Source organism: Undibacterium sp. 5I2, assembly GCF_035019605.1.
Lineage (GTDB): Bacteria > Pseudomonadota > Gammaproteobacteria > Burkholderiales > Burkholderiaceae_D > Undibacterium.
Map to the genome: position 1 here is coordinate 1 of NZ_JASJVS010000027.1, position 23,944 is coordinate 23,944.

At 54.0% G+C, this 23,944-nt stretch carries 25 protein-coding genes; 18 read left to right on the forward strand and 7 right to left on the reverse strand.

Translation table 11 applies throughout. The features are described from left to right. Positions 1–308 precede the first annotated feature (308 nt). The 3 genes from QN359_RS11055 to QN359_RS11065 form a co-directional block, all read right to left on the reverse strand. Positions 309–1,427, reverse strand: a complete 1,119-nt coding sequence (locus tag QN359_RS11055; RefSeq protein ID WP_323493186.1) for a GNAT family N-acetyltransferase — start codon at positions 1,425–1,427, stop codon at positions 309–311. A gap of 14 nt (positions 1,428–1,441) precedes the next feature. Next, on the reverse strand, positions 1,442–2,650 hold the full coding sequence (locus QN359_RS11060; protein WP_322250278.1) for a DUF3419 family protein: 1,209 nt from the start codon (positions 2,648–2,650) through the stop codon (positions 1,442–1,444). Between the two features lie 135 nt (positions 2,651–2,785). Next, a complete protein-coding gene (locus QN359_RS11065) occupies positions 2,786–3,151 on the reverse strand; it encodes a hypothetical protein (protein WP_322250277.1) in 366 nt (121 codons plus the stop codon). A 268-nt stretch (positions 3,152–3,419) separates the two neighbouring features. Here QN359_RS11065 and QN359_RS11070 point away from each other — a divergent pair, with 268 nt between their 5' ends. Together QN359_RS11070 and QN359_RS11075 are read left to right on the forward strand one after the other, a co-directional pair. Then, positions 3,420–3,659 carry a hypothetical protein gene (locus QN359_RS11070; protein ID WP_323493578.1) on the forward strand — a complete coding sequence of 80 codons (240 nt, stop codon included), beginning with the start codon at positions 3,420–3,422 and terminating at the stop codon, positions 3,657–3,659. Positions 3,660–3,674: 15 nt separating this feature from the next. Beyond that, positions 3,675–4,136, forward strand: coding sequence for a carboxymuconolactone decarboxylase family protein (locus tag QN359_RS11075; protein WP_322250275.1), 462 nt, complete (start codon positions 3,675–3,677; stop codon positions 4,134–4,136). A 39-nt stretch (positions 4,137–4,175) separates the two neighbouring features. On the opposite strand, the gene QN359_RS11080 is transcribed toward QN359_RS11075, so the two are convergent. The 3 genes from QN359_RS11080 to QN359_RS11090 form a co-directional block, all read right to left on the reverse strand. Continuing rightward, the gene (locus QN359_RS11080) at positions 4,176–4,616 is read right to left on the reverse strand and encodes an FKBP-type peptidyl-prolyl cis-trans isomerase (RefSeq protein WP_322250274.1); all 441 of its coding nucleotides are present in this window, start codon (positions 4,614–4,616) and stop codon (positions 4,176–4,178) included. Between the two features lie 12 nt (positions 4,617–4,628). Then, complete coding sequence (locus QN359_RS11085) at positions 4,629–4,898, reverse strand: hypothetical protein (protein ID WP_322250273.1); 270 nt, start codon at positions 4,896–4,898, stop codon at positions 4,629–4,631. 96 nt (positions 4,899–4,994) lie between these two features. Next, complete coding sequence (locus QN359_RS11090) at positions 4,995–5,879, reverse strand: LysR family transcriptional regulator (RefSeq protein ID WP_322250272.1); 885 nt, start codon at positions 5,877–5,879, stop codon at positions 4,995–4,997. A 145-nt stretch (positions 5,880–6,024) separates the two neighbouring features. Between QN359_RS11090 and QN359_RS11095 the strand changes: the two genes are divergently transcribed. The 8 genes from QN359_RS11095 (at position 6,025) to QN359_RS11130 (ending at position 15,282) form a co-directional block, all read left to right on the forward strand. Next, positions 6,025–7,521 carry a CoA-acylating methylmalonate-semialdehyde dehydrogenase gene (locus QN359_RS11095; RefSeq protein ID WP_322250271.1) on the forward strand — a complete coding sequence of 499 codons (1,497 nt, stop codon included), beginning with the start codon at positions 6,025–6,027 and terminating at the stop codon, positions 7,519–7,521. Continuing rightward, on the forward strand, positions 7,522–8,556 hold the full coding sequence (locus QN359_RS11100) for a nitronate monooxygenase (protein WP_322250270.1): 1,035 nt from the start codon (positions 7,522–7,524) through the stop codon (positions 8,554–8,556). 190 nt (positions 8,557–8,746) lie between these two features. After that, positions 8,747–10,393: a GMC family oxidoreductase gene (locus QN359_RS11105; RefSeq protein ID WP_322250269.1), complete on the forward strand. Its 1,647-nt coding sequence runs from the start codon at positions 8,747–8,749 to the stop codon at positions 10,391–10,393. A 165-nt stretch (positions 10,394–10,558) separates the two neighbouring features. Next, positions 10,559–11,332, forward strand: a complete 774-nt coding sequence (locus QN359_RS11110; RefSeq protein WP_322250268.1) for an ABC transporter ATP-binding protein — start codon at positions 10,559–10,561, stop codon at positions 11,330–11,332. Next, complete coding sequence (locus tag QN359_RS11115; protein WP_322250267.1) at positions 11,329–12,048, forward strand: ABC transporter ATP-binding protein; 720 nt, start codon at positions 11,329–11,331, stop codon at positions 12,046–12,048. Before QN359_RS11110 ends, QN359_RS11115 begins: the two co-directional genes overlap by 4 nt. 63 nt (positions 12,049–12,111) lie before the next feature. After that, positions 12,112–13,317 (forward strand): ABC transporter substrate-binding protein, encoded by a 1,206-nt coding sequence (locus QN359_RS11120; protein WP_322250266.1) that lies wholly within the window; start codon positions 12,112–12,114, stop codon positions 13,315–13,317. Between the two features lie 88 nt (positions 13,318–13,405). Beyond that, on the forward strand, positions 13,406–14,290 hold the full coding sequence (locus QN359_RS11125; protein ID WP_322250265.1) for a branched-chain amino acid ABC transporter permease: 885 nt from the start codon (positions 13,406–13,408) through the stop codon (positions 14,288–14,290). A gap of 11 nt (positions 14,291–14,301) precedes the next feature. After that, the gene (locus QN359_RS11130; RefSeq protein WP_322250264.1) at positions 14,302–15,282 is read left to right on the forward strand and encodes a branched-chain amino acid ABC transporter permease; all 981 of its coding nucleotides are present in this window, start codon (positions 14,302–14,304) and stop codon (positions 15,280–15,282) included. 106 nt (positions 15,283–15,388) lie between these two features. Here QN359_RS11130 and QN359_RS11135 read toward each other — a convergent pair whose 3' ends face one another. Continuing rightward, a complete protein-coding gene (locus QN359_RS11135; protein ID WP_322250263.1) occupies positions 15,389–16,546 on the reverse strand; it encodes an iron-containing alcohol dehydrogenase in 1,158 nt (385 codons plus the stop codon). A 121-nt stretch (positions 16,547–16,667) separates the two neighbouring features. Here QN359_RS11135 and QN359_RS11140 point away from each other — a divergent pair, with 121 nt between their 5' ends. The 8 genes from QN359_RS11140 to atpB all read left to right on the forward strand — a co-directional run bounded on the left by QN359_RS11140 (position 16,668) and on the right by atpB (position 23,864). Further along, on the forward strand, positions 16,668–17,429 hold the full coding sequence (locus QN359_RS11140; protein WP_322250262.1) for a sulfite exporter TauE/SafE family protein: 762 nt from the start codon (positions 16,668–16,670) through the stop codon (positions 17,427–17,429). A 201-nt stretch (positions 17,430–17,630) separates the two neighbouring features. Further along, the gene (gene mnmG, locus QN359_RS11145) at positions 17,631–19,589 is read left to right on the forward strand and encodes a tRNA uridine-5-carboxymethylaminomethyl(34) synthesis enzyme MnmG (RefSeq protein ID WP_322250261.1); all 1,959 of its coding nucleotides are present in this window, start codon (positions 17,631–17,633) and stop codon (positions 19,587–19,589) included. Then, positions 19,586–20,236 carry a 16S rRNA (guanine(527)-N(7))-methyltransferase RsmG gene (rsmG, locus tag QN359_RS11150; RefSeq protein ID WP_322250260.1) on the forward strand — a complete coding sequence of 217 codons (651 nt, stop codon included), beginning with the start codon at positions 19,586–19,588 and terminating at the stop codon, positions 20,234–20,236. The genes mnmG and rsmG overlap by 4 nt, the downstream gene beginning before the upstream one ends. Positions 20,237–20,259: 23 nt before the next feature. Next, positions 20,260–21,033: a ParA family protein gene (locus tag QN359_RS11155; RefSeq protein ID WP_322250259.1), complete on the forward strand. Its 774-nt coding sequence runs from the start codon at positions 20,260–20,262 to the stop codon at positions 21,031–21,033. A gap of 15 nt (positions 21,034–21,048) precedes the next feature. Further along, positions 21,049–21,942: a ParB/RepB/Spo0J family partition protein gene (locus tag QN359_RS11160; RefSeq protein ID WP_322250258.1), complete on the forward strand. Its 894-nt coding sequence runs from the start codon at positions 21,049–21,051 to the stop codon at positions 21,940–21,942. Positions 21,943–21,964: 22 nt separating this feature from the next. Continuing rightward, complete coding sequence (locus tag QN359_RS11165) at positions 21,965–22,516, forward strand: alpha/beta hydrolase (protein WP_322250257.1); 552 nt, start codon at positions 21,965–21,967, stop codon at positions 22,514–22,516. Positions 22,517–22,683: 167 nt separating this feature from the next. Next, positions 22,684–23,025, forward strand: coding sequence for an ATP synthase subunit I (locus QN359_RS11170; protein ID WP_322250256.1), 342 nt, complete (start codon positions 22,684–22,686; stop codon positions 23,023–23,025). After that, complete coding sequence (gene atpB / locus QN359_RS11175) at positions 23,022–23,864, forward strand: F0F1 ATP synthase subunit A (protein WP_322250255.1); 843 nt, start codon at positions 23,022–23,024, stop codon at positions 23,862–23,864. Before QN359_RS11170 ends, atpB begins: the two co-directional genes overlap by 4 nt. Positions 23,865–23,944 lie beyond the last annotated feature (80 nt).

Consider the following 23,944-nt stretch of genomic DNA (forward strand, 5'->3'; position numbering starts at 1 on the left):
ATTCGTCGGCAGCGTCAGATGTGTATAAGAGACAGGTTTACTTATAGTAATTAGTTTATATATATATAGTAATAGTAGTTAACGGCGCGATATTTTGTGGATAAGTCTTGTTTTATCCACAGAAACAAAGACTTAGTCACTGTATATCTGTTCGGATAAGCTCTGTATGAAATGATGACAGTTTTGGGATAACAAAATGCCGTGTCGTAATCAGGCCGGTTTTCCCCAATTTATCCTAGGGATAAGTCGGGGTTTATCCACAGGGATTTTCTGCTTGATTGGCGCGTTTTCAGTGCTTGGGAAGTGAGTTAAAGCTGGTCGGCGCGGCGTAAAACAGGCGGAGCGCAGCGTTGTAGAGTTTTGGCAAACAGTTGCAGATAGCGCTTTTGCCCTTGCGGTAAGTGTTGTTCATAGACGGCGCTGTATTCCAATGCCGGCACGCCGCCACGCGCACGTTTGAACTGTGCGGCACCGGAACTGTAATGCAAACGCAGACGGCGCTGCTTGGCTTGGGCCAGCAGCAAGGCCATCAAACGTCGATATAAGCCTAATTCCTGTGGCAAGCTGGTGTCATAACCGATCAAGGGCGTGGTCAACCAGCCGCTGTCTGCATGGGCATACAGACCCAAAACCCCGACCCAACGGCCTTGCCAGCGTAAGCCATGCAATTCGAGAAAGCCGGTCTCCAGGCATAACTGGAAGAATTCCGGACTGAAATCGGGATTGAGTGGCGAATGTTTGGTGATGAATAATTGCCGGAATAAGTCACGCAGAGGGAGTAAATCCTGCACTTGTAATTGTTCATGACTGACTACGCTGACCTGACCATCGGCCAACAAGCGGGCATCTTTTTTAACGTGATTGTGTTTGCTGACGTGCTCGTGCGCCGGGTCGCACAGATACACCATGCGCGTTGGTATCAATATCCAGCCTTGCTCATTGAGATGCGCAAATAATTGCGGGTCGACTTGCGGACAAATATTTCGCAACATCAGCGGCCGGTCTGGGTGGGTATTACACAATTGCTTGCTCATGGCGCTGAGATCAGATCCTTGCCAGCGCGGATACAGATTGGTCGAGATCAGTTGATTGGCAATGATGACCGCACGGTCAAGGCCTGCGCCGTGCAACAGCAGCGATAAGGGAGCAAACAACATGCTGCATACATGTTTGAGCAAACCGGCGGCGGGCCAGTGGCGGATTGCTTCTTCGCGCGCATAGCGCAGCCAGGTTGAGCGCGGACTGGCAACGTAGCTTTCGCCGGCCTCGCTGGCTTGCAACAGACTCGAGGGATAGTGGCAGCCGCCGATGGCTACGGTTTCTATGCGCGAGTGAACATTGCTGACCCAGTGGTTGCCACCACGGGAACGCGCCGTCAACAGCCACAGCGTATCGGCCAGCAGGCGCGACTGATTGGGCACGGTCACGGTGTGGTCGGCGATCAGACTTTGGTATAGAGATGCATGCCGCCGTAAATCGCTGCTCGGTCGGTGGCATGCAAGCGCAGGTTATGGGCTGGATCGGTATGCCAAGCCGATAACAGTTGTGGGCTCAGTTTGTGTTCTAACGGTGAAACACTGCCACCGGTACGGAACAAGACTTTGGCCCCGGCTGTCGCAGTGCGTGTAACTTCACGCCACAACGCGCACAGTTGTGGGCCATCCATCCAGTCTTGCGCATCAAGGAATAAATACGCATCGACTGAGGCATCGGCTTGCTGCTCCAAAAAGCCGGTGAGGCTGTTGTGATGCGCATGCAAACGGTCGGCACTGGTACGTAAGCTGGTGAAATGGCGCTTTTGTAAATACATAGGCAAGGCTGCTTGATGCTCAATATTATAGCGGCGTCCGAAAGCTTGCTGGGCGAAGCAATTTTCTTCTATCGGAAAGGCGCAGGCCAATTGCCGCATTCTTTGTTTGAATAATTGATGCAAGCCTTGGGCTGCTTCATCTTTGAGCGCGGCAAATTGGGCCGGTGGAATGCCCAAGCTGTAGAGCGCGATTGGTTGGCGTGCCAACCATTTCACCAGTGCCGTATCGAAAACGGGGGCAACATATTGTTCAAACAAGGCCTGCTGCTGTTGTGGATTGCGTGCTTCGAGAAGTTTCGCCAAATTGCCACCCATCAGGCGCACAAACAGGTGGGCGAAGCCGATGAAGCGCCCAAGCAGACCGTGGTGATAGGCATCGTTAGAAAAATAATGGTAGCGCTGTTTGCCATTCAAGCCGCGACTTTCCCAAAAGCTGCTGGCGGCCGGACTCAGATGGCGGCGGATGTGGCGCTCATAACGTTTCAGATTATCGCTGTGATTGGCGGCGCCGAGGTAGGCCAACACGGCATCGTAATCGGGCAAATGCTTGATCGCTTGCTGTTTCATGTTGAGCATGGCGAGGTGGGCGGCATTGAGATCGACCGCATGCACCGCCGCCGGCTGGGCCGACAAATACGCCAAGGCATTGCAACCGCCCGAGGCGATGGTGAGGATAGTAGCCCCTGGTTTGAGCTGCAGGGCGTCGAGATCGGATTGCGGATCTTCCCAGATTTGGGCATACACCAGCCGACTGAAGCAGTGGCTGAACAATTTGTCGGCAAACCGGGCCGGTGTGCTGGAATTGAATACGGCGCTGTCTATCAATGCTTTGCTTGACATGGTGGTCTCCGATAAGCGATATCGACGACTCTAGGACGTGCACGTGACAAGCCGGTGACCGGAGCGTGAAGTTTTGATGAACAGTGTCGCTTCGGCGGCAATGGCCGCTTTCAGCAAAAAACCAAAGGCTTTGGCTTATTGCTCGCGCTGATGCTGAGTTGAGAGACGGCGACGGCGTGCTTGGATGAACAGAAACAATTGAAAGGCAAAATACAATGATGCCAGCACCGGCATCGAGGCGACAATAAAAAACATCACGCCTGACAGCGGTACTGGGCCAGACCAAACGCGTATCGGCCCGCTGTCATGGACGATTTTTTTTTCCATCGGCATTTTCGGCGTATCGATGACAATCCCGGAGGCCGGCTTGGCACCGTCTTCGGGCATGACGACAAATACTTCGGCCGTGGCGGCAACGGCGGGCGCGGCTGCCGCAGCTGTCGCAGCGCCAGCCAAGTTGGACAACAAAGGAAGCAGCAGCAGTACAAACTTGAGTTTCATTTTCGGATAGCTTGGAAGTGGGGCAGAGCGCGCGCGAAAAATACAGCAGGCACGTGCGGCTGCCCGGGTGGGATAAGAGTATTTTAACGAAAAAACCGCAGGCTGGCGGATTGCCCGCGCCAATCACCAACAAAAAACAGTGTTAGTGGTCAATTACCCATGTTTTTATGTTAATTTGTGACAAGTGTATGATTCACTTCAGCTTGCACATTGATGGGGAGGCCAGCGTATGTCAGGATTGATCAGTTTCGGTTTTTCTGTTTTGCTCATGTTGTTAATCGCCATCGCGATCTTACGTCGGTCGCGGCAAATGATGAATTTAGCTTTGACCGTGGTGGTGATGTCGAGTCTTTATGCGTGGCATGCGTATATTTTCTCGGAAGGCCTGAAACCGGTGTTTTTCATCGGTAGCTTTGCCATGGTTGTGGCGATATCATGTTTTTTTTACGCCGTTTATTCATTTGAATACTTTTCATCTGAGCAGATGGACACCGAACTGTTACGCTGAATTTCAGGAATAGCTATGCCCACCACTGCCCGTATCAGTTACGAAGAATTTATCCGTCTGGCACCAGACGCCTATGCGGCTTTGGCTGCGCAAGGCAAGGCGGTCGATGCTTCGGGCTTGGAAAAAAGTTTGACCGAATTGCTTAAAATTCGCGCCTCGCAAATCAATGCTTGCGCATTTTGTCTGCAATTTCATATCAATTTAGCCCGCAAGATCGGTGTTGCCACGGCCAAGATCGATCTTGCCGCAAGCTGGCGCGAGGCTGGCGTCTATAGCGCACGCGAGCGCGCCGCGTTGGCTTGGACCGAAGCTTTGTGTCGCATCAGTGAAGGCGCGCCCGATGATGCTTTGTATGCCGCCACGCTGGAACATTTCAGCCCAAGCGAACTGGTGTATTTGAGTGTTTCTATCTCCACCATTAATCAGTGGAATCGGCTCGGCGCAGCCTTGCGATTCACGCCGGCAGCAGCGCTCTGAAGTGGTCTGAAGGGGCATTTTTCTGCGCTTCTCCAGCGCTTATTTGATACCGATCAGTTCAATATCGAATACCAGTTCGGCATTTGGCCCGATTTGCATCCCTGAGCCGCGCCGACCGTAGGCCAGTTCGGGTGGGATGATGAGTGTGCGTTTGCCACCGACGCGCATGCCGACTAAGCCCAGATCCCAGCCCTTAATAACGCGACTTGCACCAACTTGAAAAGTGAAGGGTGGGCCACCGACCGAGCTGTCGAATTTTGCGCCATGTTCACGCACGGCCAGCGGATCATATAACCAACCGGTGTAGTGGACGACGACGGTGTTGCCGGTTTTGACTTCGGCACCGCTACCGACTTGCACATCGATTTTTTGCATGCTGTTGTTAAGCACGGCGGCGTCACTTTGCATTTGTGCCGAGCTGAGGCTGTACAGGCCGATGAGGCCGAAGAGAATAAAACAGAATTTGAGAAGAGCGCTCATGGCACGGTGTCCTTAGGTTTGATTTCTGGAGATCGCCAGCTTTTTCTCGAATGCGACGTCGAGCTTGCTGAGTTTTTTTGCCGGGCCTTTTTCTACCCCATTGACGAAACGGACAAATTCGTCGATTTCCATCGGTGCGCAACAGGTTTGTGGGGCAGCAGCGGCGCTCGATAAGCTCAGGTAAAAGCGGCCATCGGCCTGACTGACCATGCTATAGGTGCCATTGGTGGCGCGCTCTTTGAGCCTTTGAACGGCATTGCTGGCTTTGGTTGTGCGGGCCATCAGTTGCTGGCCTCGTGTGTCAGTAGTGGGTTCATGATGAGCGAGGTATCAATGTTTGTGGGGTCGTTAATGCGAGTTTGAATAGATTTTAGATGATTAGCGCCAGGATTGACTGATCAATTCAAAACTTGCTGCAATCATGGCTTCATTTTTGCGCTTTTCCTGACAAATAAAACGTAATTGTGTTGTCACACTGACGCTGTCAGCGATCACCAGGCCGTGCGCATGGGCTTCGCGGATGGCGATGGCATCGCGAATCAGGCTTAAGCCAACGCCGGACTTGACCAAGTCGAGCATCGAGGGTTCTTGGTCGACCAAGGCGACTTTATTGGGCACGATATTGTGGCTGGCAAAGATTTTTCCGAGCAAGCGATGATGGGCCGATTCCGGCGGCGTCCAAATCCACGGTAAGGCGGCCAGGCTGGCCCAGCTTTGGCCGGCAACGCGCTGTTGCCAACCGCGCGGAGCGACGACGCGGTAGGTGAAGGCGGTCAGCTCGATGCTGTGACAAGCGGTTTTGCCATCGTCGGGCAGGGGGCCGAGATAAAAACCGACATCGAGGCTGCCGGCGCGAATTTGTTGTAACACCGTGCCGGACATGGCTTGTTGTAAGCGCGTCGCTACCTGTGGATAAGTTTCTACCAAACGTTTCAAAAACACGCCGAGACGGGTGAATTCGGGATCGAGTATGGTACCGATCGCCAGTTCGCCCTGTAAGGTCGAGTGCATGGCCAGTGCTGCTTGCGACATTTCCGCCAGGCCTGACAAGATGCGTTCCGCATACGGCAATAACTTGGCACCATTATTACTGAGCGTCATACCGGTGGCACTACGGCTGAATAATTGCAAGCCCAACTGGGCTTGCAAGGCTTTGATTTGCAGGCTGACTGCCGGCTGGGTCAGGTGCAGCTGTTCGGCTGCCCGCGTCAGATTCCCGAGGCGAGCGACCATGACAAAGGCGCGTAAGTGGCTGAAGTCCATGTCTTGTTTGTTCTGTCGCGGTGGTTTGATGTCTTGCTTATTATAAGTAAAGCTTATATTGCTATTGATAATAACTCATTGGATCATGTGTGCAGAGTGATTTATTCTGGAGTCGATATTTTTTCTTCTTCAGAAAGTTTTCGCCATGTCCACTTTACTTCAGCATTTTTTCAATGGTCAGGTCACGCCGTCGACTTCGGGCCGTTTGCAAGACGTTTTCAACCCAGCTACCGGTGCCGTGGTGGCACAAGTTGTGTTGGCCGATTTGGCGGCCGTCGATGCCGCCGTGGCAGCGGCCAAAGCCGCCGCACCGGCTTGGGCTGAGACTGCGCCGCTCAAGCGTGCGCGCGTGATGTTTAAATTTAAGGAATTGTTGGACCGGCATCATGTTGAACTGGCCACCTTGATTACCCGCGAACATGGCAAGGTATTGTCCGATGCCATGGGTGAGGTGACCCGTGGTATCGAGATCGTCGAATTCGCTTGCGGGATGCCGCAACTGTTGAAAACCCAATTTTCCGACAACATCGGCGGCGGCATCGATAACTATAATCTGCGCCAACCGCTCGGGATTACCGCTGGTATCACGCCTTTCAATTTTCCTTTCATGGTGCCGATGTGGATGGCACCGTTGGCCATTGCTACCGGTAATTGCTTCATCTTGAAACCGTCGGAGCGCGATCCTTCTTGTGCTTTACTGATCGCAGACTTGCTCAAACAAGCCGGGTTGCCAGATGGCGTATTCGGGGTTTTGCAGGGCGATAAAGTGGCGGTTGACGGCTTGTTGCAGCATCCGGATGTGGCGGCTATTTCTTTCGTCGGCTCGACACCGATTGCCGAATACATTTACAGCGAAGGCACACGTTTGGGTAAGCGCGTACAGGCTTTGGGTGGGGCGAAGAATCATTTGGTGGTGATGCCGGACGCGAATTTGGAACAAGCGGTCGATGCCCTGATGGGCGCGGCGTATGGCTCGGCCGGCGAACGTTGTATGGCGATTTCGGTGGCCGTCGCCGTCGGCGATGTGGCCGATGCACTGGTGACGGCCTTGGTGCCGCGCGTGCGGGCACTGACGATTAAAAACGGTATGGAAGCCGATGCTGATATGGGGCCGGTGGTGACGGCTGCGCACAAGGCTAAAATTGAAGCGTATATCGCGGATGGCGTGCTCGAAGGCGCGCAGTTGTTGGTTGATGGACGCGGCTTTTCGGTGCCCGGCCATGAGGCCGGTTTTTTCCTCGGCGGCACGCTGTTTGATCAGGTAGTTGAAGGAATGAAAATCCATCGCGAAGAGATTTTCGGTCCGGTCTTGTGCATCGTGCGGGTCCCCGATTTTGCTGCCGCAGTGGCGCTGATTAATCGTCACGAATTCGGTAATGGCGTGGCCTTGTTTACTTCGGATGGCAACACGGCACGCGAATTTTCGCGCCGCGTGCAAGTCGGTATGGTCGGCATCAATGTGCCGATTCCAGTGCCGATGGCCTGGCATTCGTTTGGTGGCTGGAAACGTTCCTTGTTCGGTGATGTGCATGCTTACGGGGAAGAAGGCATACGTTTTTATACCCGCTACAAATCGATCATGCAACGCTGGCCTGACAGTATAAGCAAGGGCGCCGAATTCACCATGCCGGTAGCGAAGTAAATGATGCTGTCGCGTTTGCTGACTTATCCCATCATTCAGGGGCCGATGGCCGGTGGCGCTTCGACTCCACAATTGGTGGCGGCCGTCAGCAATGCCGGTGGGCTCGGTTCGCTGGCGGCCGGCATGTTGGCACCGGCTGCCATCGGTGAGCAAGTGCGGCAGATTCGCGCACTTACGGCGCGGCCATTTGCCATCAATTTATTTGTGCAGCAAACGCCGACGCCGAGTGAGCTCGAATTGCAGCAAGCCGAGCAATGGCTTAAGCCCGTTTGGTCGGCGCTGGGCTGGGATGGTTTGCCGCGACCGGCGCGTTGGTGTGAAGATTTTGCCGCCCAGTTTGAGGCCCTGATCGATGCGGCGCCGGCGCTGGCCAGTTTTACTTTTGACATTCTCAGTCAAGCCCAAGTGACACGCTTGCAGGCCGCTGGCATCGCCGTCGTTGGCACTGCCACGCAGCCGTCTGAGGCGCTGGCCTGGCAAGCGCTGGGGGTGGATGCGGTGTGTCTGTCGGGTGGTGAAGCTGGCGGCCACAGAGGCACGTTTATCGGCCCGCAGGAAGATGTCCATTTCAGCACTATGGAATTGCTGGCCTTGTGTTTGCCACAGTTGCGTGTGCCGGCGATTGTCGCCGGCAATATCATGGATGGTCACGACATCGCTGCCGCACTGGCTGCCGGTGCCGCAGCGGTACAAATGGGCACGGCGTTTCTGGTGACGCCCGAGTGTGGGATTGATCCGGCCTACCAACAACGCTTACTCAGCGCCACCACCGACTGCACGCGTCAAACCCGAGCGATTACCGGACGGCTGGCGCGTGGGCTCGACAACCGCTTTATGCAAGCCATGGAAGCAGTCGCCGCGCAGGTACCGGCTTACCCGGTACAAAATGCCTTGACGGCCGGCTTACGCAGTGCGGCCGCCAAACTTGGTGATACCGAACTGATGTCGCTGTGGGCCGGACAGGGGGTGGCGCGGGCGCGTGCCATGCCGGCCGCACAGCTGCTCGCGCTGCTGGTGGCGGAAGCCGGACTCTGAAGCGTTTCCGGGTTCGATTACTTAATTATAAAACCCGCTTTCATCAAAAATCTGACTAGGGTTTGAAACCCCGGCCTTCAGGCCGGTGAGCGACGAAGGAGCGACGCGATGGGAGGGGATGCAAACCCCTTCCAGAGTCTTTTCCATCGTCGCTTGCGACGATCCATTAACTTGTTAACAGGAAAAAAATATGGAATCAGCAGGTCAATTTGATTACATCGTGGTCGGTGCCGGCAGCGCCGGTTGTGTGCTGGCCAACCGCCTGTCGGCCGATCCGACGCGGCGTGTGCTGCTCATCGAAGCCGGCGGCAAAGATGACTATCTGTGGATTCATATCCCGGTCGGCTATTTGTATTGCATTAATAATCCGCGTACCGATTGGATGTATCGCACCGAAGCGGAAGCGGGTTTGAACGGTCGCAGTTTGATTTATCCACGTGGGAAAGTCCTCGGCGGCAGCTCATCGATCAATGGCATGATTTACATGCGTGGTCAGGCGCGCGATTACGATGAATGGGCGGCTTTGAGTGGCGACGACAGTTGGCGCTGGGATCAGGTCTTACCCTTATTTAAAAAAAGCGAAGACCATCACGGCCAAGATGGGGAATTTCACGGTCGCGGTGGCGAGTGGCGTGTGGAAAAACAACGTTTGTCGTGGGAAATTCTCGATGCCTTTCGCGCCGCCGCGGCGCAGGTCGGGATTCCTAACAGCGATGATTTCAATCGCGGTGATAACGAAGGTTGCGGCTATTTCGATGTCAATCAAAAACGCGGCATTCGCTGGAATACTGCCAAAGCTTTTTTACGCCCAGCGGCAGCGCGCGATAACTTGACCATCATGACCGGTTGCCAGGTGCAGAAATTATGTATCAGCAGCACTGGCGACGGCCAGCGCTGCAGCGGCGTGGAATTCATCGGCGGCGGCCGTCATTGGTTTGCTGAGGCGATGGTCGAAACAGTGCTGGCGGCCGGTGCCATCGGTTCGCCGGCGATTCTGCAATTGTCAGGTATCGGTGCGCCGGCGCAGTTGCAGCAAGCCGGCGTGCCGGTCGTCCATGCTTTGGCTGGTGTCGGGGCGAATTTGCAAGACCATTTACAGATTCGTTCTTCATTTAAAATCAGTGGTGCACCGACCTTGAATAAGATGGCCAACAGTTGGCTCGGCAAGGCCCGTATCGGCCTCGAATATGCGCTGCGTCAGAGTGGGCCGATGTCGATGGCACCGTCGCAGCTAGGGGCGTTTACGCGCTCGGATGCGAGTCAGGCGACGGCTAATTTGGAATACCATGTGCAGCCTTTATCGCTCGATAAATTCGGCGATCCTTTGCATGATTTTCCGGCGTTTACCGCCAGCGTGTGCAATCTGCGTCCGAGTTCGCGCGGCCAGGTACGCATCCTCAGTCCCGATGCGGCGCAGGCACCGGCGATTGCCCCCAATTATTTGAGCACAGCGGAAGATCGGCGCATCGCGGCCGCTTCCTTGACGCTGACGCGGCAGATTGTGGCCGCACCGGCGCTGCAAAAATATGCGCCGCAAGAGATGAAGCCGGGCGCACAATTTCGCACCGAAGCAGAATTAGCCAATGCCGCCGGCGATATCGGCACGACGATTTTTCATCCGGTTGGCACCTGTAAGATGGGGCGCAGCGATGATGCGATGGCCGTGGTGGACAGCCAGTTGCGCGTAATTGGTGTGGCTGGTTTGCGGGTTGCCGATGCCTCGATCATGCCGACGATTACCTCCGGTAATACCAATTCACCAACCATCATGATCGCGGAAAAAGCGGCCATGTTAATGCTCGCGGCGCGGCCAATTGGGGCGGCGCGCGCGCTATAGTAGTTATACCGTATTGTTGTTGCTTTCATTTGCTGGGTACTATCACTCGTCGCTGTGCTATGTTGTCTTAGATTTTGTTCAGTGATGAGTGCAAAATAATAATTATGCCCGCTGCACGTACAGCGGGATTGTCATGTTCGAAACAAGGCAACACAAGGAGATCAGATGACCCAAGTCATCCTGGAGACTAAGCGCTTGAGCAAACAGTTCAAGGGCTTCACCGCGGTTAATGAAGTTAACCTGCAAGTTCAGCGTGGTCATATTCACGCCTTGATCGGCCCGAATGGTGCTGGCAAAACAACTTGCTTCAATTTGCTGACGAAATTTCTGGTACCGAGTTCGGGTCAGATTTTATTCAATGGTCTCGATATCACGGCGGCTAAACCGGCACAAATTGCACGCCAAGGCATCATTCGTTCGTTTCAAATTTCGGCAGTGTTTCCGCACTTAAGTGTGCTCGAAAATGTGCGTATCGGTTTACAGCGCACACTGGGTAGCTCGTTTCATTTTTGGAAGAGTGCTGCCAGCTTGTCGCGCTTGAACGAGCGTGCCATGGACTTGCTCGAACAAGTAGATTTGGCCGCGTTTGCGACGACGCTGACGGTGGATTTACCGTATGGTCGCAAGCGTGCGCTGGAAATCGCCACGACCTTGGCGATGGAACCGGAAATGATGTTGCTCGACGAACCGACCCAAGGCATGGGACATGAAGATGTCCATCGCGTGACTGAATTGATACGCAAGGTCGCGGCCGGTCGCACTATTTTGATGGTGGAACATAATATGAGTGTGGTGTCCGGCATCTGCGACCGCATTTCGGTACTACAGCGTGGTGCCATGCTGGCCGAGGGCAGTTATGCCGAAGTCTCGGCCAATCCCTTGGTGATGGAAGCGTATATGGGTAGCAGCAGTGCGGAATTGGAAGGAGCACACGCATGAAGTCAGCGCGCATTCCAGCACTGGAAATTACTCACTTACAAGCTTGGTATGGCGAGTCACATATTTTGCATGATGTGAATCTGTCGGTACAGCCTGGCGAGGTCGTTACCATTCTAGGTCGTAACGGTGCCGGTCGTACCACGACCATGCGTGCCATCATGGGCTTGACCGGTGCGCGCGCCGGTTCGATCAAGATTAACGGGGTCGAAGCGATCACGCTGGCCACGCATAAAATTGCCCATCTTGGCGTCGGTTATTGTCCGGAAGAGCGCGGTATTTTTTCTTCCTTGTCGACCGAAGAAAATCTTTTATTGCCACCGATGGTTTCACGTGAAACCGCGGGCATGGCGATTGCCGATATTTATGCCATGTTCCCTAACTTGGCCGAGCGTAAGCATAGCCAAGGCACGCGTTTGTCGGGTGGCGAGCAGCAAATGCTGGCGGTTGCGCGCATCTTGCGTACCGGTGCGCGACTATTGTTACTCGATGAGATTTCCGAAGGCTTGGCACCGGTTATCGTGCAAGCCTTGGCGCGGATGATTCTGACACTCAAAGCGAGTGGCTACACCATCGTGATGGTGGAACAGAATTTCCGTTTCGCCGCACCTTTGGCCGATCATTTTTATGTGATGGAACATGGTCAGATTGTCGAGAGTTTTACGGCGGCACAGTTGCCGGAAAAAATGCCGGTATTGAATCAGTTGTTGGGCGTGTAATTCAGTTTCAGTCGCCCGTGCTTTATAACGGGCAATTTCAATAATAATGACAGGAGATGAAAGATGAAGAATACATTGAAGCTAATCAGTTTGGCGCTTGCCGCGGCCTTTTCTGCCGCACCGGCGGCTGCACAAGTGTCGGGCGATGTAGTGAAGATCGGCTTTATCAGCGATTTGTCGGGCGTGTACTCGGATATCGATGGCAAAGGCGGGGTTGAAGCGATCAAGATGGCGATTGCCGATTTCGGTGGCACGGTACTCGGTAAGAAAATCGAATTCGTCAGCGCTGATCACCAGAATAAAGCCGATATCGCCGCCAGTCGCGCGCGCGAATGGTTTGATCGCGATGGCGTCGATCTGCTCATCGGCGGCACCAATTCGGGTACCGGTTTGTCGATGGCCAAAGTGGCCGCAGAAAAGAAAAAGCCTTATATCTCGATCGGTGCCGGTACCGCCGTGTTGACCAATGAAGAATGCACACCATACACGATTCACTATGCCTACGATACCGTGGCGCTGGCCAAGGGTACTGGCTCGGCCGTGGTCAAGCAGGGTGGGAAGAGTTGGTATTTTCTGACGGCCGATTATGCCTTCGGTGCGGCCCTTGAGAGCGATACGGCACGGGTGGTGAAAGCCAATGGTGGCACCGTCAGCGGCGCGGTCAAACATCCTTTGTCGGCCTCCGATTTTTCTTCCTTCTTGTTGCAAGCACAGGCATCGAAAGCGCAGATTCTCGGTTTGGCGAATGCCGGTGGCGATACCATCAATGCGATCAAGGCCGCCAATGAATTCGGCGTGACCAAGACGATGAAATTGGCTGGCTTGCTGATGTTTATCAATGATATCCATTCGCTCGGTTTGAACCTGACCAATGGCATGTATTTGACCGACAGCTGGTATTGGAATGCCACGCCGGAGTCACGCACTTGGGCGCGTCGTTATTTTGAAAAAATGAAGAAGATGCCATCGAGTTTGCAAGCCGCCGATTACTCGGCAACGCTGCAGTATCTCAATGCTGTCAAAGCCGCCGGCAGTGACGACAGCGAAAAAGTCATGGCGAAATTACGCAGCATGAAATTCAACGACATGTATGTCAAGAATGGTTATGTGCGGGCCGATGGCAGCATGATTCATGATATGTATCTGATGCAAGTCAAAGCGCAAACGGAATCGAAAGAGCCGTGGGATTACTACAAGGTGGCGCAAGTGATTCCTGGTGAACAAGCGTTTACCACGAAGGCTGAATCCAAATGCGCGTTGTGGAAATAAGCTGATTGATCACCGGCGCGCTCTGTTTATGGGCGCGTCTTTTTTTTAATTCTGTCGGGCTGATTGCCGACTTTTTTTTAAGCGTGCCATGGAAATATTTGGTATTCCGCTTCAGGCGATGCTGAGTCAGCTCTTGCTGGGCTTGGTCAATGGCTCGTTTTACGCGATGCTGTCTTTGGGGTTGGCGGTGATTTTCGGACTGCTCAACGTGATTAATTTTGCCCACGGCGCCTTGTACATGATGGGCGCGTTTTTCGCCTGGATGGGCATGGAGTACTTCGGTATCAGTTATTGGGTGATGTTGGTTGTAGCACCGTTGGCCGTTGGGGCGATCGGTATCGTGATCGAGAAAACCATGCTGCGCTGGTTGTACCAGCTCGATCATTTGTATGGGCTATTGCTGACCTTCGGTATTACTTTACTGCTCGAGGGCGTGTTCCGCTCGGTGTACGGGGTCTCAGGACAGCCGTATTCGGTCCCTGCAGCCTTGGCCGGTGCCACCGACCTCGGCTTCATGATCTTGCCAAATTATCGCGCCTGGGTCGTTATCGCCTCTTTGACGGTATGTTTCGCGACTTGGTTCGTGATTGAAAAGACCAAACTCGGTGCTTATCTGCGCGCCGGCACGGAAAATCCTAAATTGGTCGAAGCTTTCGGCGTTAACGTGCCCTTGATGGTGACGCTGACGTATGGTTTCGGTGTCGCCTTGGCGGCCTTTGCCGGGGTGTTGGCAGCACCGGTGATTCAAGTCTCGCCGCTGATGGGTTCGAATCTGATCATTACGGTGTTTGCGGTGGTAGTGATCGGTGGCATGGGCTCGATACTGGGTTCGATCTTGACCGGTTTGGGCTTGGGCGTAATCGAAGGATTGACGCGTGTGTTTTATCCGGAATTGTCGGCCACGGTGGTGTTCATCGTGATGGCGATTGTGCTCATGATACGGCCAGCTGGCTTGTTTGGAAAAGAAAAATGAACGGATCTCCCATGCTCAAAAAAATCGCCACTGCGGTGCTGCTGCTGGCCTTGTTGGCGGCACCGGCTTTCGTGTATCCGGTGTTTTTGATGAAGCTGTTGTGCTTCGCCTTATTCGCCTGCGCCTTTAATCTGCTGATCGGTTTCACCGGTTTGCTGTCGTTCGGTCATGCCGCATTTTTCGGCACCGCCGGCTATGTGGCCGGGTGGGCGATTCGTGATGCCGGTTTGCCCACCGAAGCCGGCTTGGCACTCGGTGTCGGGGCGGCCGCGGTGATCGGTTTGCTGATGGGTTTGTTGGCGATACGGCGACAAGGTATTTATTTCACCATGATCACTTTGGCCTTAGCGCAGATGTTGTATTTCATCATACTGCAAGCGAAGTTCACCGGTGGGGAAGATGGCTTGCAGGGCGTCGCACGTGGCAAGCTGTTCGGCAGTCTCGATTTGGCTTCTGATTTGCATTTGTATTATGCGGTGTTGGCGATTGCCTGTGCCGGTTTTGCTTTGATCGTCAGAACTGTGCATTCACCGTTCGGGCAAGTCTTGAAAGCCATCAAGGAGAACGAAGCACGCGCGATCTCGCTCGGTTACGATGTCGACAAATACAAATTGCTGGCCTTTGTGTTGTCGGCTGCTTTGGCTGGCCTCGCCGGTGCCACCAAGTCCTTGGTGCTCGGTTTTGAAACGCTGACCGATGTGCACTGGACCATGTCTGGCTTGGTGGTGTTGATGACCTTGGTTGGTGGTTTGGGAACCTTGGTCGGGCCGATCGTCGGTGCCATCTTGATCATCGCCTTGGAAAACAAGCTCGGTGATTTCGGCGAATTGCTGGCCAATGTCTCGGGCATAGAATGGTTCCGCAGCTTGGGTGATTCGGTCACCATCGTCACCGGTTTGATTTTCATCGTTTGTGTATTGGCTTTCCGACGTGGTTTGGTCGGCGAGTTACAAGCTTGGTGGCAAAAGAAAGTCACTGCGAAAGCACTGTGAATTTGTTGCGCTGAAAAAAAGCCCCGTTGCCAGAGTTGGCAGCGGGGCTTTTTTTTTGTCGTGAATATTGCTTTTAAAATAATAATTTTAATTTTGTAGCAGCCCCTTACCAAGCCGCCGCGTAAATCGCACGCGCATCGGCTAAGCTGACTTCGCGCGGGTTATTCGTCAGTAAGCGGGTTTGTAACATCGCATCGGATGCCAAGCGATCGAGCTCGCCCTCGGTCACGCCGACTTGGCGCAAACGAGTAGGAATGGCGGTGCGCAGCGCCAGTTCTTCGAAGGCGCTGATGAGGGCATTGCTGCGCGCTTCGGCACTGCCAGTAGCGTCCGGTGCAATGATCTCGGCCAGCTCGGCATACTGCTGGGACGCTTGCTCGGTATTGAAGCGTAATACATGCGGTAACACCAGGGCATTCGATAAACCATGCGGCACGTGGAAGATGCCGCCCAGCGGATAGGCGAGGGCATGGACGGCGGCACAGGGGGCATTCGCAAACGCTTGGCCGGCCAGCATGGCACCGAGCAGCATGGCTTGGCGTGCTGCCAAGTTCTGGCCATTGCTGCAGACTTGCTCGATATTGTTCCACAATAATTTCAACGCGGCGCGCGCCAGCATATCGGAGAGCGGGTTCTTTTTATGCCGCGTGGTATAGGCTTCGATCGCATGCACCATGGCATCAATGCCGGTGGCTGCACTGACCGCCGGCGGCAAGCCGACACTAAGTTCAGCATCGAGAATGGCGAGGTCAGCATACAGCTGCGGTGCGACCACGCCCATTTTGCTGGTGGCACCGGTGGTGACGATGGCAATCGGCGTGACTTCGGAGCCGGTACCGGCGGTGGTTGGGATTTGTATCAAGGGCAGGCGCGCACCGCTGACTTTGCCTATGCCATACATGTCTGCCAGCGGCTGGGTGCCGCCGGCCAGCACGGCGATCAGCTTGGCTACATCCATGGAGCTGCCGCCGCCTAGCCCGACGACCAAGTCGACCGAGAGGGCACGTGCGCGTGCCGCCGCATCAAGCACGACCGCTTCCGGGGGATCGGCCAGCACCTCGGTGTACAGGCTGACCCGTAAGCCCTGTGCCTCGATATTCGTTTGGACTGCGCTGACCAGACCGGTGCCGAGGAAGCCGGCATCGGTGACGATGAGCACATGTTTGCAGGCCGGGAAGTGGGCCACGATGGTGTTGCCGAGTTCGCGAGCGGCGCCAGTTTTGTTGATGAGACGAGGGACGGTTTGAAATTCGAAATTATTCATCGTATGGCTCTCTGTTCTGGTTAAAGTTCATTACTTGTGTGCTACCTGACATCGCGCAAACTTGATATTCTGATTAGCTTGCCAGAAATCGGCTGCTTTGAGAATAAGGTTAAAAAATTTCATGATCAATATGATGGTACTGGGAGGCGCAGCCTTCTTCGCCGGCTTTGTCGATGCCATCGTCGGTGGTGGTGGCTTGGTACAAGTGCCGGCCTTGTTTTCAATGATGCCGGGCACCGCACCGGCTACCTTGATTGGAACGAGTAAATTCGCCGGTGTCTGGGGTACCACGGTGGCCGCGCGTAATTACGTCAAGCGCGTGCAGTTGCGCTGGGCCATGGTATTGCCGGCGGCCTTGATGTCGTTTATTTTTTCTTTCGCCGGGGCCTACTTGGTCACGCATGTATCGCCCGAACAGTTACGCAAGGCACTGCCGTTCGTCTTGTTTGCCGTGGCTGTGTATACCTTCAAGAAAAAGGATTTCGGGGCGGTCGATGCGCCGCCATTTTCCGGTTCGACCGAGACTGCCTTGGCAATGTTGGTCGGGGCCGCGATTGGTTTCTATGATGGCTTCTTCGGCCCCGGCACCGGTAGCTTCTTCATGTTTTTGTTTGTCCGTGTGTTCGGCTATGACTTCTTACGTGCTTCAGCCATCGCCAAAGTATTGAACGTGGCTTGCAATGTTGCTGCTTTGATTTGGTTTGGCTTCAGTGGTCATATCTTATGGCAGATCGGCGCAGTGATGGCGGCATGTGGTATCTGTGGTTCGCTGCTTGGTACTAAGATGGCAATTAAACATGGTACTGGCTTTGTGCGTAAAATCTTCCTGTTTGTGGTGGTCGCCTTGATTTGTAAAACCAGTTACGATGGTTTTTTACGCTGATTGTTTCACGTGAAACAATCAGCTCGGCGTGCTGAAAATACCGATATGCAGGATGATGGCGATGTTTCACGTGAAACATCGCCATGTTTTTTTGTGCATTCGCCGCGCTTGATTCCAGTTTAATCGACACTGTGCCGTAGCGCGGCAGTGAAAACCAACTATAATCGGGGCTTCCAGAGTCAACGTTTGTCGAAGCTAGCTATGTTTTATCCTAAAGAATTTGATGTAATTGTGGTCGGTGGTGGTCATGCTGGTACCGAAGCGGCGCTGGCCTCGGCGCGCATGGGGCAGTCCACACTGCTGTTGAGCCATAATATAGAGACCCTCGGTCAGATGTCTTGCAATCCATCGATAGGTGGAATCGGTAAGGGGCATCTGGTGAAAGAGCTTGATGCCATGGGCGGCGCGATGGCGATTGCCACCGATGAAGCCGGCATCCAGTTCCGTATACTGAACTCGTCCAAAGGCCCGGCGGTACGCGCTACCCGTGCCCAAGCAGACCGTATACTGTATAAACAAGCGATCCGCAGCCGGCTGGAAAATCAGCCTAACCTGTACTTGTTCCAGCAAGCAGTTGATGATTTGTTGGTTGAGAATAATCGCGTCGTTGGTGCCGTTACCCAAGCCGGCATTACTTTTCGCGCTCGCGCCGTCGTGCTGACGGCCGGTACTTTCCTCGATGGGAAGATCCACGTCGGCTTAAACAGTTATTCGGCCGGTCGTGCCGGTGACCCGCCAGCCTTGTCTTTGTCGGCGCGCTTGAAAGAATTGGCCTTACCACAGGGGCGTTTGAAAACCGGTACGCCACCGCGTATCGATGGTCGTAGTATCAATTTTTCCGTCATGCAGGAACAGCCCGGCGATCTCGCTCCGGTGCCGGTGTTTTCTTATCTTGGTAATGCGGCCATGCATCCGCGCCAAGTACCGTGCTGGATCACCCATACCAACGAACGCACCCACGATATTATTCGCGCCGGTCTCGACCGCAGCCCGATGTATACCGGCGTGATCGAAGGGGTAGGGCCGCGCTATTGCCCATCGATAGAAGATAAGATTCATCGCTTCGCCGGTAAGGATTCGCATCAAATTTTCCTCGAGCCCGAAGGCTTGACGACGAATGAGTATTACCCCAACGGTATCTCGACCAGTTTGCCATTTGATGTGCAGCTGAACTTGGTGCGCTCCATGCGTGGGATGGAGCAGGCGTTTATCCTGCGTCCTGGCTATGCAATCGAATACGATTATTTTGATCCACGTGGTTTGAAATTGTCTTTGGAAACGCGCCAGATCGAAGGCTTGTTCTTTGCCGGACAAATCAACGGTACCACCGGTTACGAAGAGGCGGCGGCGCAGGGTATGTTGGCTGGCTTGAATGCGGCATTGCAAACCCAAGGCCGTGCGGCTTGGACTCCACGCCGCGATGAAGCTTATCTCGGCGTCTTGGTCGACGATCTCATTACTAAGGGTGTGCAAGAGCCGTATCGGATGTTTACCAGCCGCGCTGAATTCCGCTTGAGCTTGCGCGAAGATAATGCCGATATGCGTTTGACTGAAATTGGCCGCGAACTCGGTTGTGTCGGTGACCTGCAGTGGAAATTGTTTGAAGAAAAACGTGAGAGCGTGGCCCGCGAAATGGAGCGTTTGCGTTCGATCTGGGTTAACCCGCGCATCGTCGCGCAAGCCGAAGCAGAGCGCGTAGTGGGCAAGGCTTTGGAACGCGAATACTCCTTGGCCGATTTGCTGCGTCGTCCTGAAGTGACTTACGAGAGTTTGATGAGCTTGCAAGGCGTGGAAGGGCAGGCACTGGCTGCTCCCGGTGTGATCGATCCGGCCGTGCGTGAACAGGTGGAAATTCAAGTCAAGTATGCCGGTTACATCGAACGGCAGGCGAAAGAGGTAGAGCGGCACGCATATTTTGAAAATCTGAAAATGCCAGCGGCATTTGACTATATCGAAGTTAATGGTTTGTCGATGGAAGTGCGGCAGAAACTCAATGTCCATCAACCGGAAACTTTGGGCCAGTGTGGGCGCATTTCCGGCGTGACGCCGGCTGCGATTTCGCTGTTGCTGGTGCATTTGAAAAAACGCGGTTTCAAAGAGTTTGCCACCGCCCCTGACACCAGTGCGGCTGTGGCCGCCGACATCGGAGCATCTGTATGAGCCTTCCCGACCACGAAGCCTTGCGCAAGTTGCTGGCCGCCGGCATCACCGAACTCGGTTTGGCACTCGATGATGGCCAGATCGATAAAATGATGGCGTATTTAGAATTATTGTCAAAATGGAATGCTGTTTATAATTTAACATCGATCCGCAAACCGCTCGATATGGTGCGTGCGCATGTGCTCGATTCCTTGTCGGCGGTGCCGGCTTTTGTCGGCGCCGACAAAGTACTCGACGTCGGTTCCGGCGGCGGCTTGCCGGGCATGATACTGGCGATCGCTTACCCACAGATACAGGTGGCGATGATAGACACGGTCCATAAAAAAACGGCTTTTTTGAATCAAGCCAAGACCGAACTCGGCCTCAGCAACGTGACCGTACATACCGGGCGAGTGGAACAACTGGCACTGCCCGGTGCCTTTGATGTCATCACTTCGCGGGCTTTTTCAGAATTATGTAATTTTATTAACTGGTCCGGGCATTTGCTCGCACCGGGTGGCCAACTCATCGCCATGAAGGGCGTTGCTCCAGCGCAGGAAATCGAAGCTTTGCCCGAGGGTTGGCAAGTCAGCGGCGTGCGCGCCTTGACTGTGCCGGGCCTTGATGCTGAGCGGCATTTGGTTTTCGTTCAGCGAACTGCAGTTTGAAGCCCCCCACACACGGAAACACCATGGCAAAAATATTTTGTGTAGCAAATCAAAAAGGTGGCGTTGGCAAGACCACCACTACCGTCAATCTGGCAGCTGGCTTGGCCAAACTCAATCAACGCGTGTTGCTGGTCGATTTAGACCCGCAAGGGAATGCCACGATGGGTGCCGGCATCAATAAATCCAAATTAACCAGCTCGGTGTATGAAGTCTTGCTCGGTATGTCGGATGTGGTCACGGCGCGCTTGCGCTCGGAATCAGGGCGCTTCGATGTCTTACCAGCCAATCGTGAGCTGGCCGGTGCCGAAGTCGAAATGGTCGCGCTCGATAACCGCGATAAGCGTCTGCGTGATGCCTTGGCGGCCGTGGCGGGCGATTACGATTTTATTCTGATCGATTGCCCGCCCGCTTTGTCGATGTTGACGCTCAATGGCTTGTGCGCCGCCCATGGCGTGATTATCCCTATGCAGTGCGAATACTATGCGCTCGAAGGATTGTCTGATTTAGCCAACACGATTAAGAAAGTATCAGCCAATCTCAATCCCGATCTCAAGATCGTCGGTTTGTTACGGGTGATGTTTGACCCACGCATGACCTTATCGCAGCAAGTTTCGGAGCAGCTCGAACAGCATTTCGGCGACAAGGTCTTCAAAACCGTCATTCCGCGCAATGTCCGCCTGGCCGAAGCACCGTCTTACGGTATTCCTGGCGTGGTGTTCGATCCTGCATCCAAGGGTGCGCAGGCGTATATCGCGTTCGGAGCCGAAATGCTCGAACGTATTTCAAAACTGGATTAATAAGTAGGTATATGTATGGTTGTTAAAAAACAAAAAGGCTTAGGCCGCGGACTCGATGCCTTGTTCGACGGTGCCGCTGATTTTGCCCAAGCCATGCCGACGGTGAGCGGCGAACCGACGACTTTAGCTGTGACGCAAATGCAAGCCGGTAAGTATCAACCGCGCACGCGTATGGATGAGGGGGCCTTGGCCGAGTTGGCCGCTTCCATCAAGGCACAGGGCTTGATGCAGCCTATCCTGGTGCGTCCGATTGGTCAGACCGATGGGGTAACCCGCTACGAAATCATCGCCGGTGAGCGGCGCTTCCGTGCCTCGCAGATGGCCGGTTTGAGCGACGTGCCGGTGTTGGTCAAGGATGTCGACGACCAAACGGCCGCGGCGATGGCGCTGATCGAAAACATTCAGCGTGAAGATCTCAACCCGCTCGAAGAAGCACAGGGCATACATCGTTTGATCACAGACTTTTCATTTACGCATGAACAAGCGGCAACGGCAGTCGGGCGCTCGCGCAGCGCGGTATCGAATTTGTTACGCCTGCTGAATTTGGCCAAGCCGGTGCAAACCATGCTCATGGCCGGTGACATCGACATGGGCCATGCGCGTTCTTTGCTCGCCACCGATGCCGCTACCCAAATACAGTTGGCGCATCAAATCGTGGCCAAGCGTTTATCGGTGCGCGAAGCGGAAAAATTAGTTGCTAGAACCACACTGGAACAGAGCCAAGATTTCACGCCGCGCGAGAAAGCCGAAAAATCGCGCGATATCACGCGCTTGGAAGAAGAATTGTCGGATTTGCTGGCCACTACGGTAAGTTTGAAAATGGGCAGCAAGGGCAGGGGACAATTGCAGATCGATTTTGCCGATCTCGATAGCCTCGATGGGGTGATTTTAAAATTGCGCGGCCAATAATTTCACACTGAGAGCGAACACGATGCGTTTGTTGATCTTACCCGGCTGGCAAAATTCCGGCCCCGACCACTGGCAAAGTTTGTGGCAAGCCAGCATGACCGATGCGCAGCGCGTAGAGCAAGCCGATTGGGATGATCCGCAATGTCGTGATTGGGTCGCCAATTTGTCGGCCGCTGTCAATGCCAGTAAGGATGATGTAATTCTGGTCGCGCATAGTTTGGGCTGCGCCTTGACGGCGTGGTGGGTGGCGCTCGGTATGCCGGGCGTGTTGGCACCGGATAAAGTCATCGGTGCTTTGTTAGTGGCCCCGCCCGATGTGGAACGAGCGGACATGCCGACTCCAAGCTTTGCACCGATGCCAACCATACGCTTGCCGTTTGCCAGTATCGTGTTGGCTTCTGATAACGATTCATGGTGCGATTTACCGCGCGCACAAGCTTGGGCACAGGCCTGGGGGGCTGAGTTTCACTGTCTTGGTGCACTCGGGCACATCAATACCGTAACCGGCTTGGGTAGCTGGACGGCAGGTCAGGAATGGCTGAGCGAGCTGAAAAGCCGGACCGGGCCGCGCTGAAAAAAACAGCAGTGTCTCATTCTGATGCATCGCATCTAACGTTTGACGATGTTACGCACTACCACGTATAATTCCGTGGTTTTGGTAAGCAAGGATATGCTCTGCCTGATAATATTTTTAATCATCGCAGTAGGTAAATCGACTACTCGAATAAGGATGGGGCGGGCATGGCACGTATTGTATGGCTGCAAATAGCCGCGGCATTGACCGTCGCGCTGATCGCCTTAATCGGAAGCAAGAACTGGGCCTTATCGGCCTTGGCAGGCGGATTATGCTGTGCACTCCCTAACGCGTTTTTTGCTGTGCGCCTGACGATGAGCGCACGCAAGCCGGGAGGCACCGACCCGATGAGTTTTTTCTTCGGTGAATTTATAAAAATTGCACTGACAATTGCGCTGATGGCGGCGGTTGTTACCTGGTACCACGATGTGAATTGGCCGGCTTTCTTGATCGCCTTCATCGTGGTATTGAAAAGTTATTTCATTTTACTCTTTAGACAACGACCATGAGCGCAATCGAGCAAGCAGCACCAACGGCGTCAGAATATATTGTCCATCACCTTGGACATTTTTCTACCCACCATCAAGATAAAATCGTTGATTTTTCTCTCTTCAACCTCGACACCATTTTTTGGTCCGTGTTTTGCGGCATCGTCGGCAGCTTCGTGCTGTGGTTGGCGGCGCGTAAAGCCACCTCCGGTGTGCCAGGCCGCTTCCAAGCTGCGGTCGAGATTTTGGTCGAGATGGTCGAAGAGCAATCGAAAGGCATCGTCCATGGCGACCGCAGCTTCATCGCTCCATTGGCACTGACTGTCTTTGTCTGGGTCGCCCTGATGAATTCGCTCGATTTCTTGCCGGTCGATTTATTTTCCGGTGCCTTCCGTTTCCTGGTGTATTTGGGCGTTGCGCCGGAATCACTGGCTGACATGCACCACCGTGTGGTACCGACGGCCGATTTGAACGGCACACTCGGCATCGCCCTCGGCGTATTTGCACTGATGCTCTATTACAGCGTTAAAATCAAAGGTTTCGGCGGCTTCTTGCACGAATTGGTGGCAGCACCGTTCGGCATCAAGATGGCACCATTCAACTTGATTTTGCAATTGATTGAATTCGCGGCAAAGACGGTTTCCCTTGGGATGCGGTTGTTCGGTAACATGTTTGCCGGCGAATTGTTGTTCCTGTTGATCGCTTTGTTAGGTTCGATGGCAACTGTGTTCGGTGTCTTCGGTCACCTGGTGGCCGGTACCGTCTGGGCAATTTTCCATATTCTGATTGTATTCCTGCAAGCGTTCATTTTCATGATGCTGACCCTGGTCTACATCGGTCAAGCTCATGAACACCATTGATGGCGCAGGGTTGTAAAGTTTTGGTTTGGTTTTAATTTTTTTAGTTTTAGTTTTAATCTTAGTTTTAGCTTTTTATTATT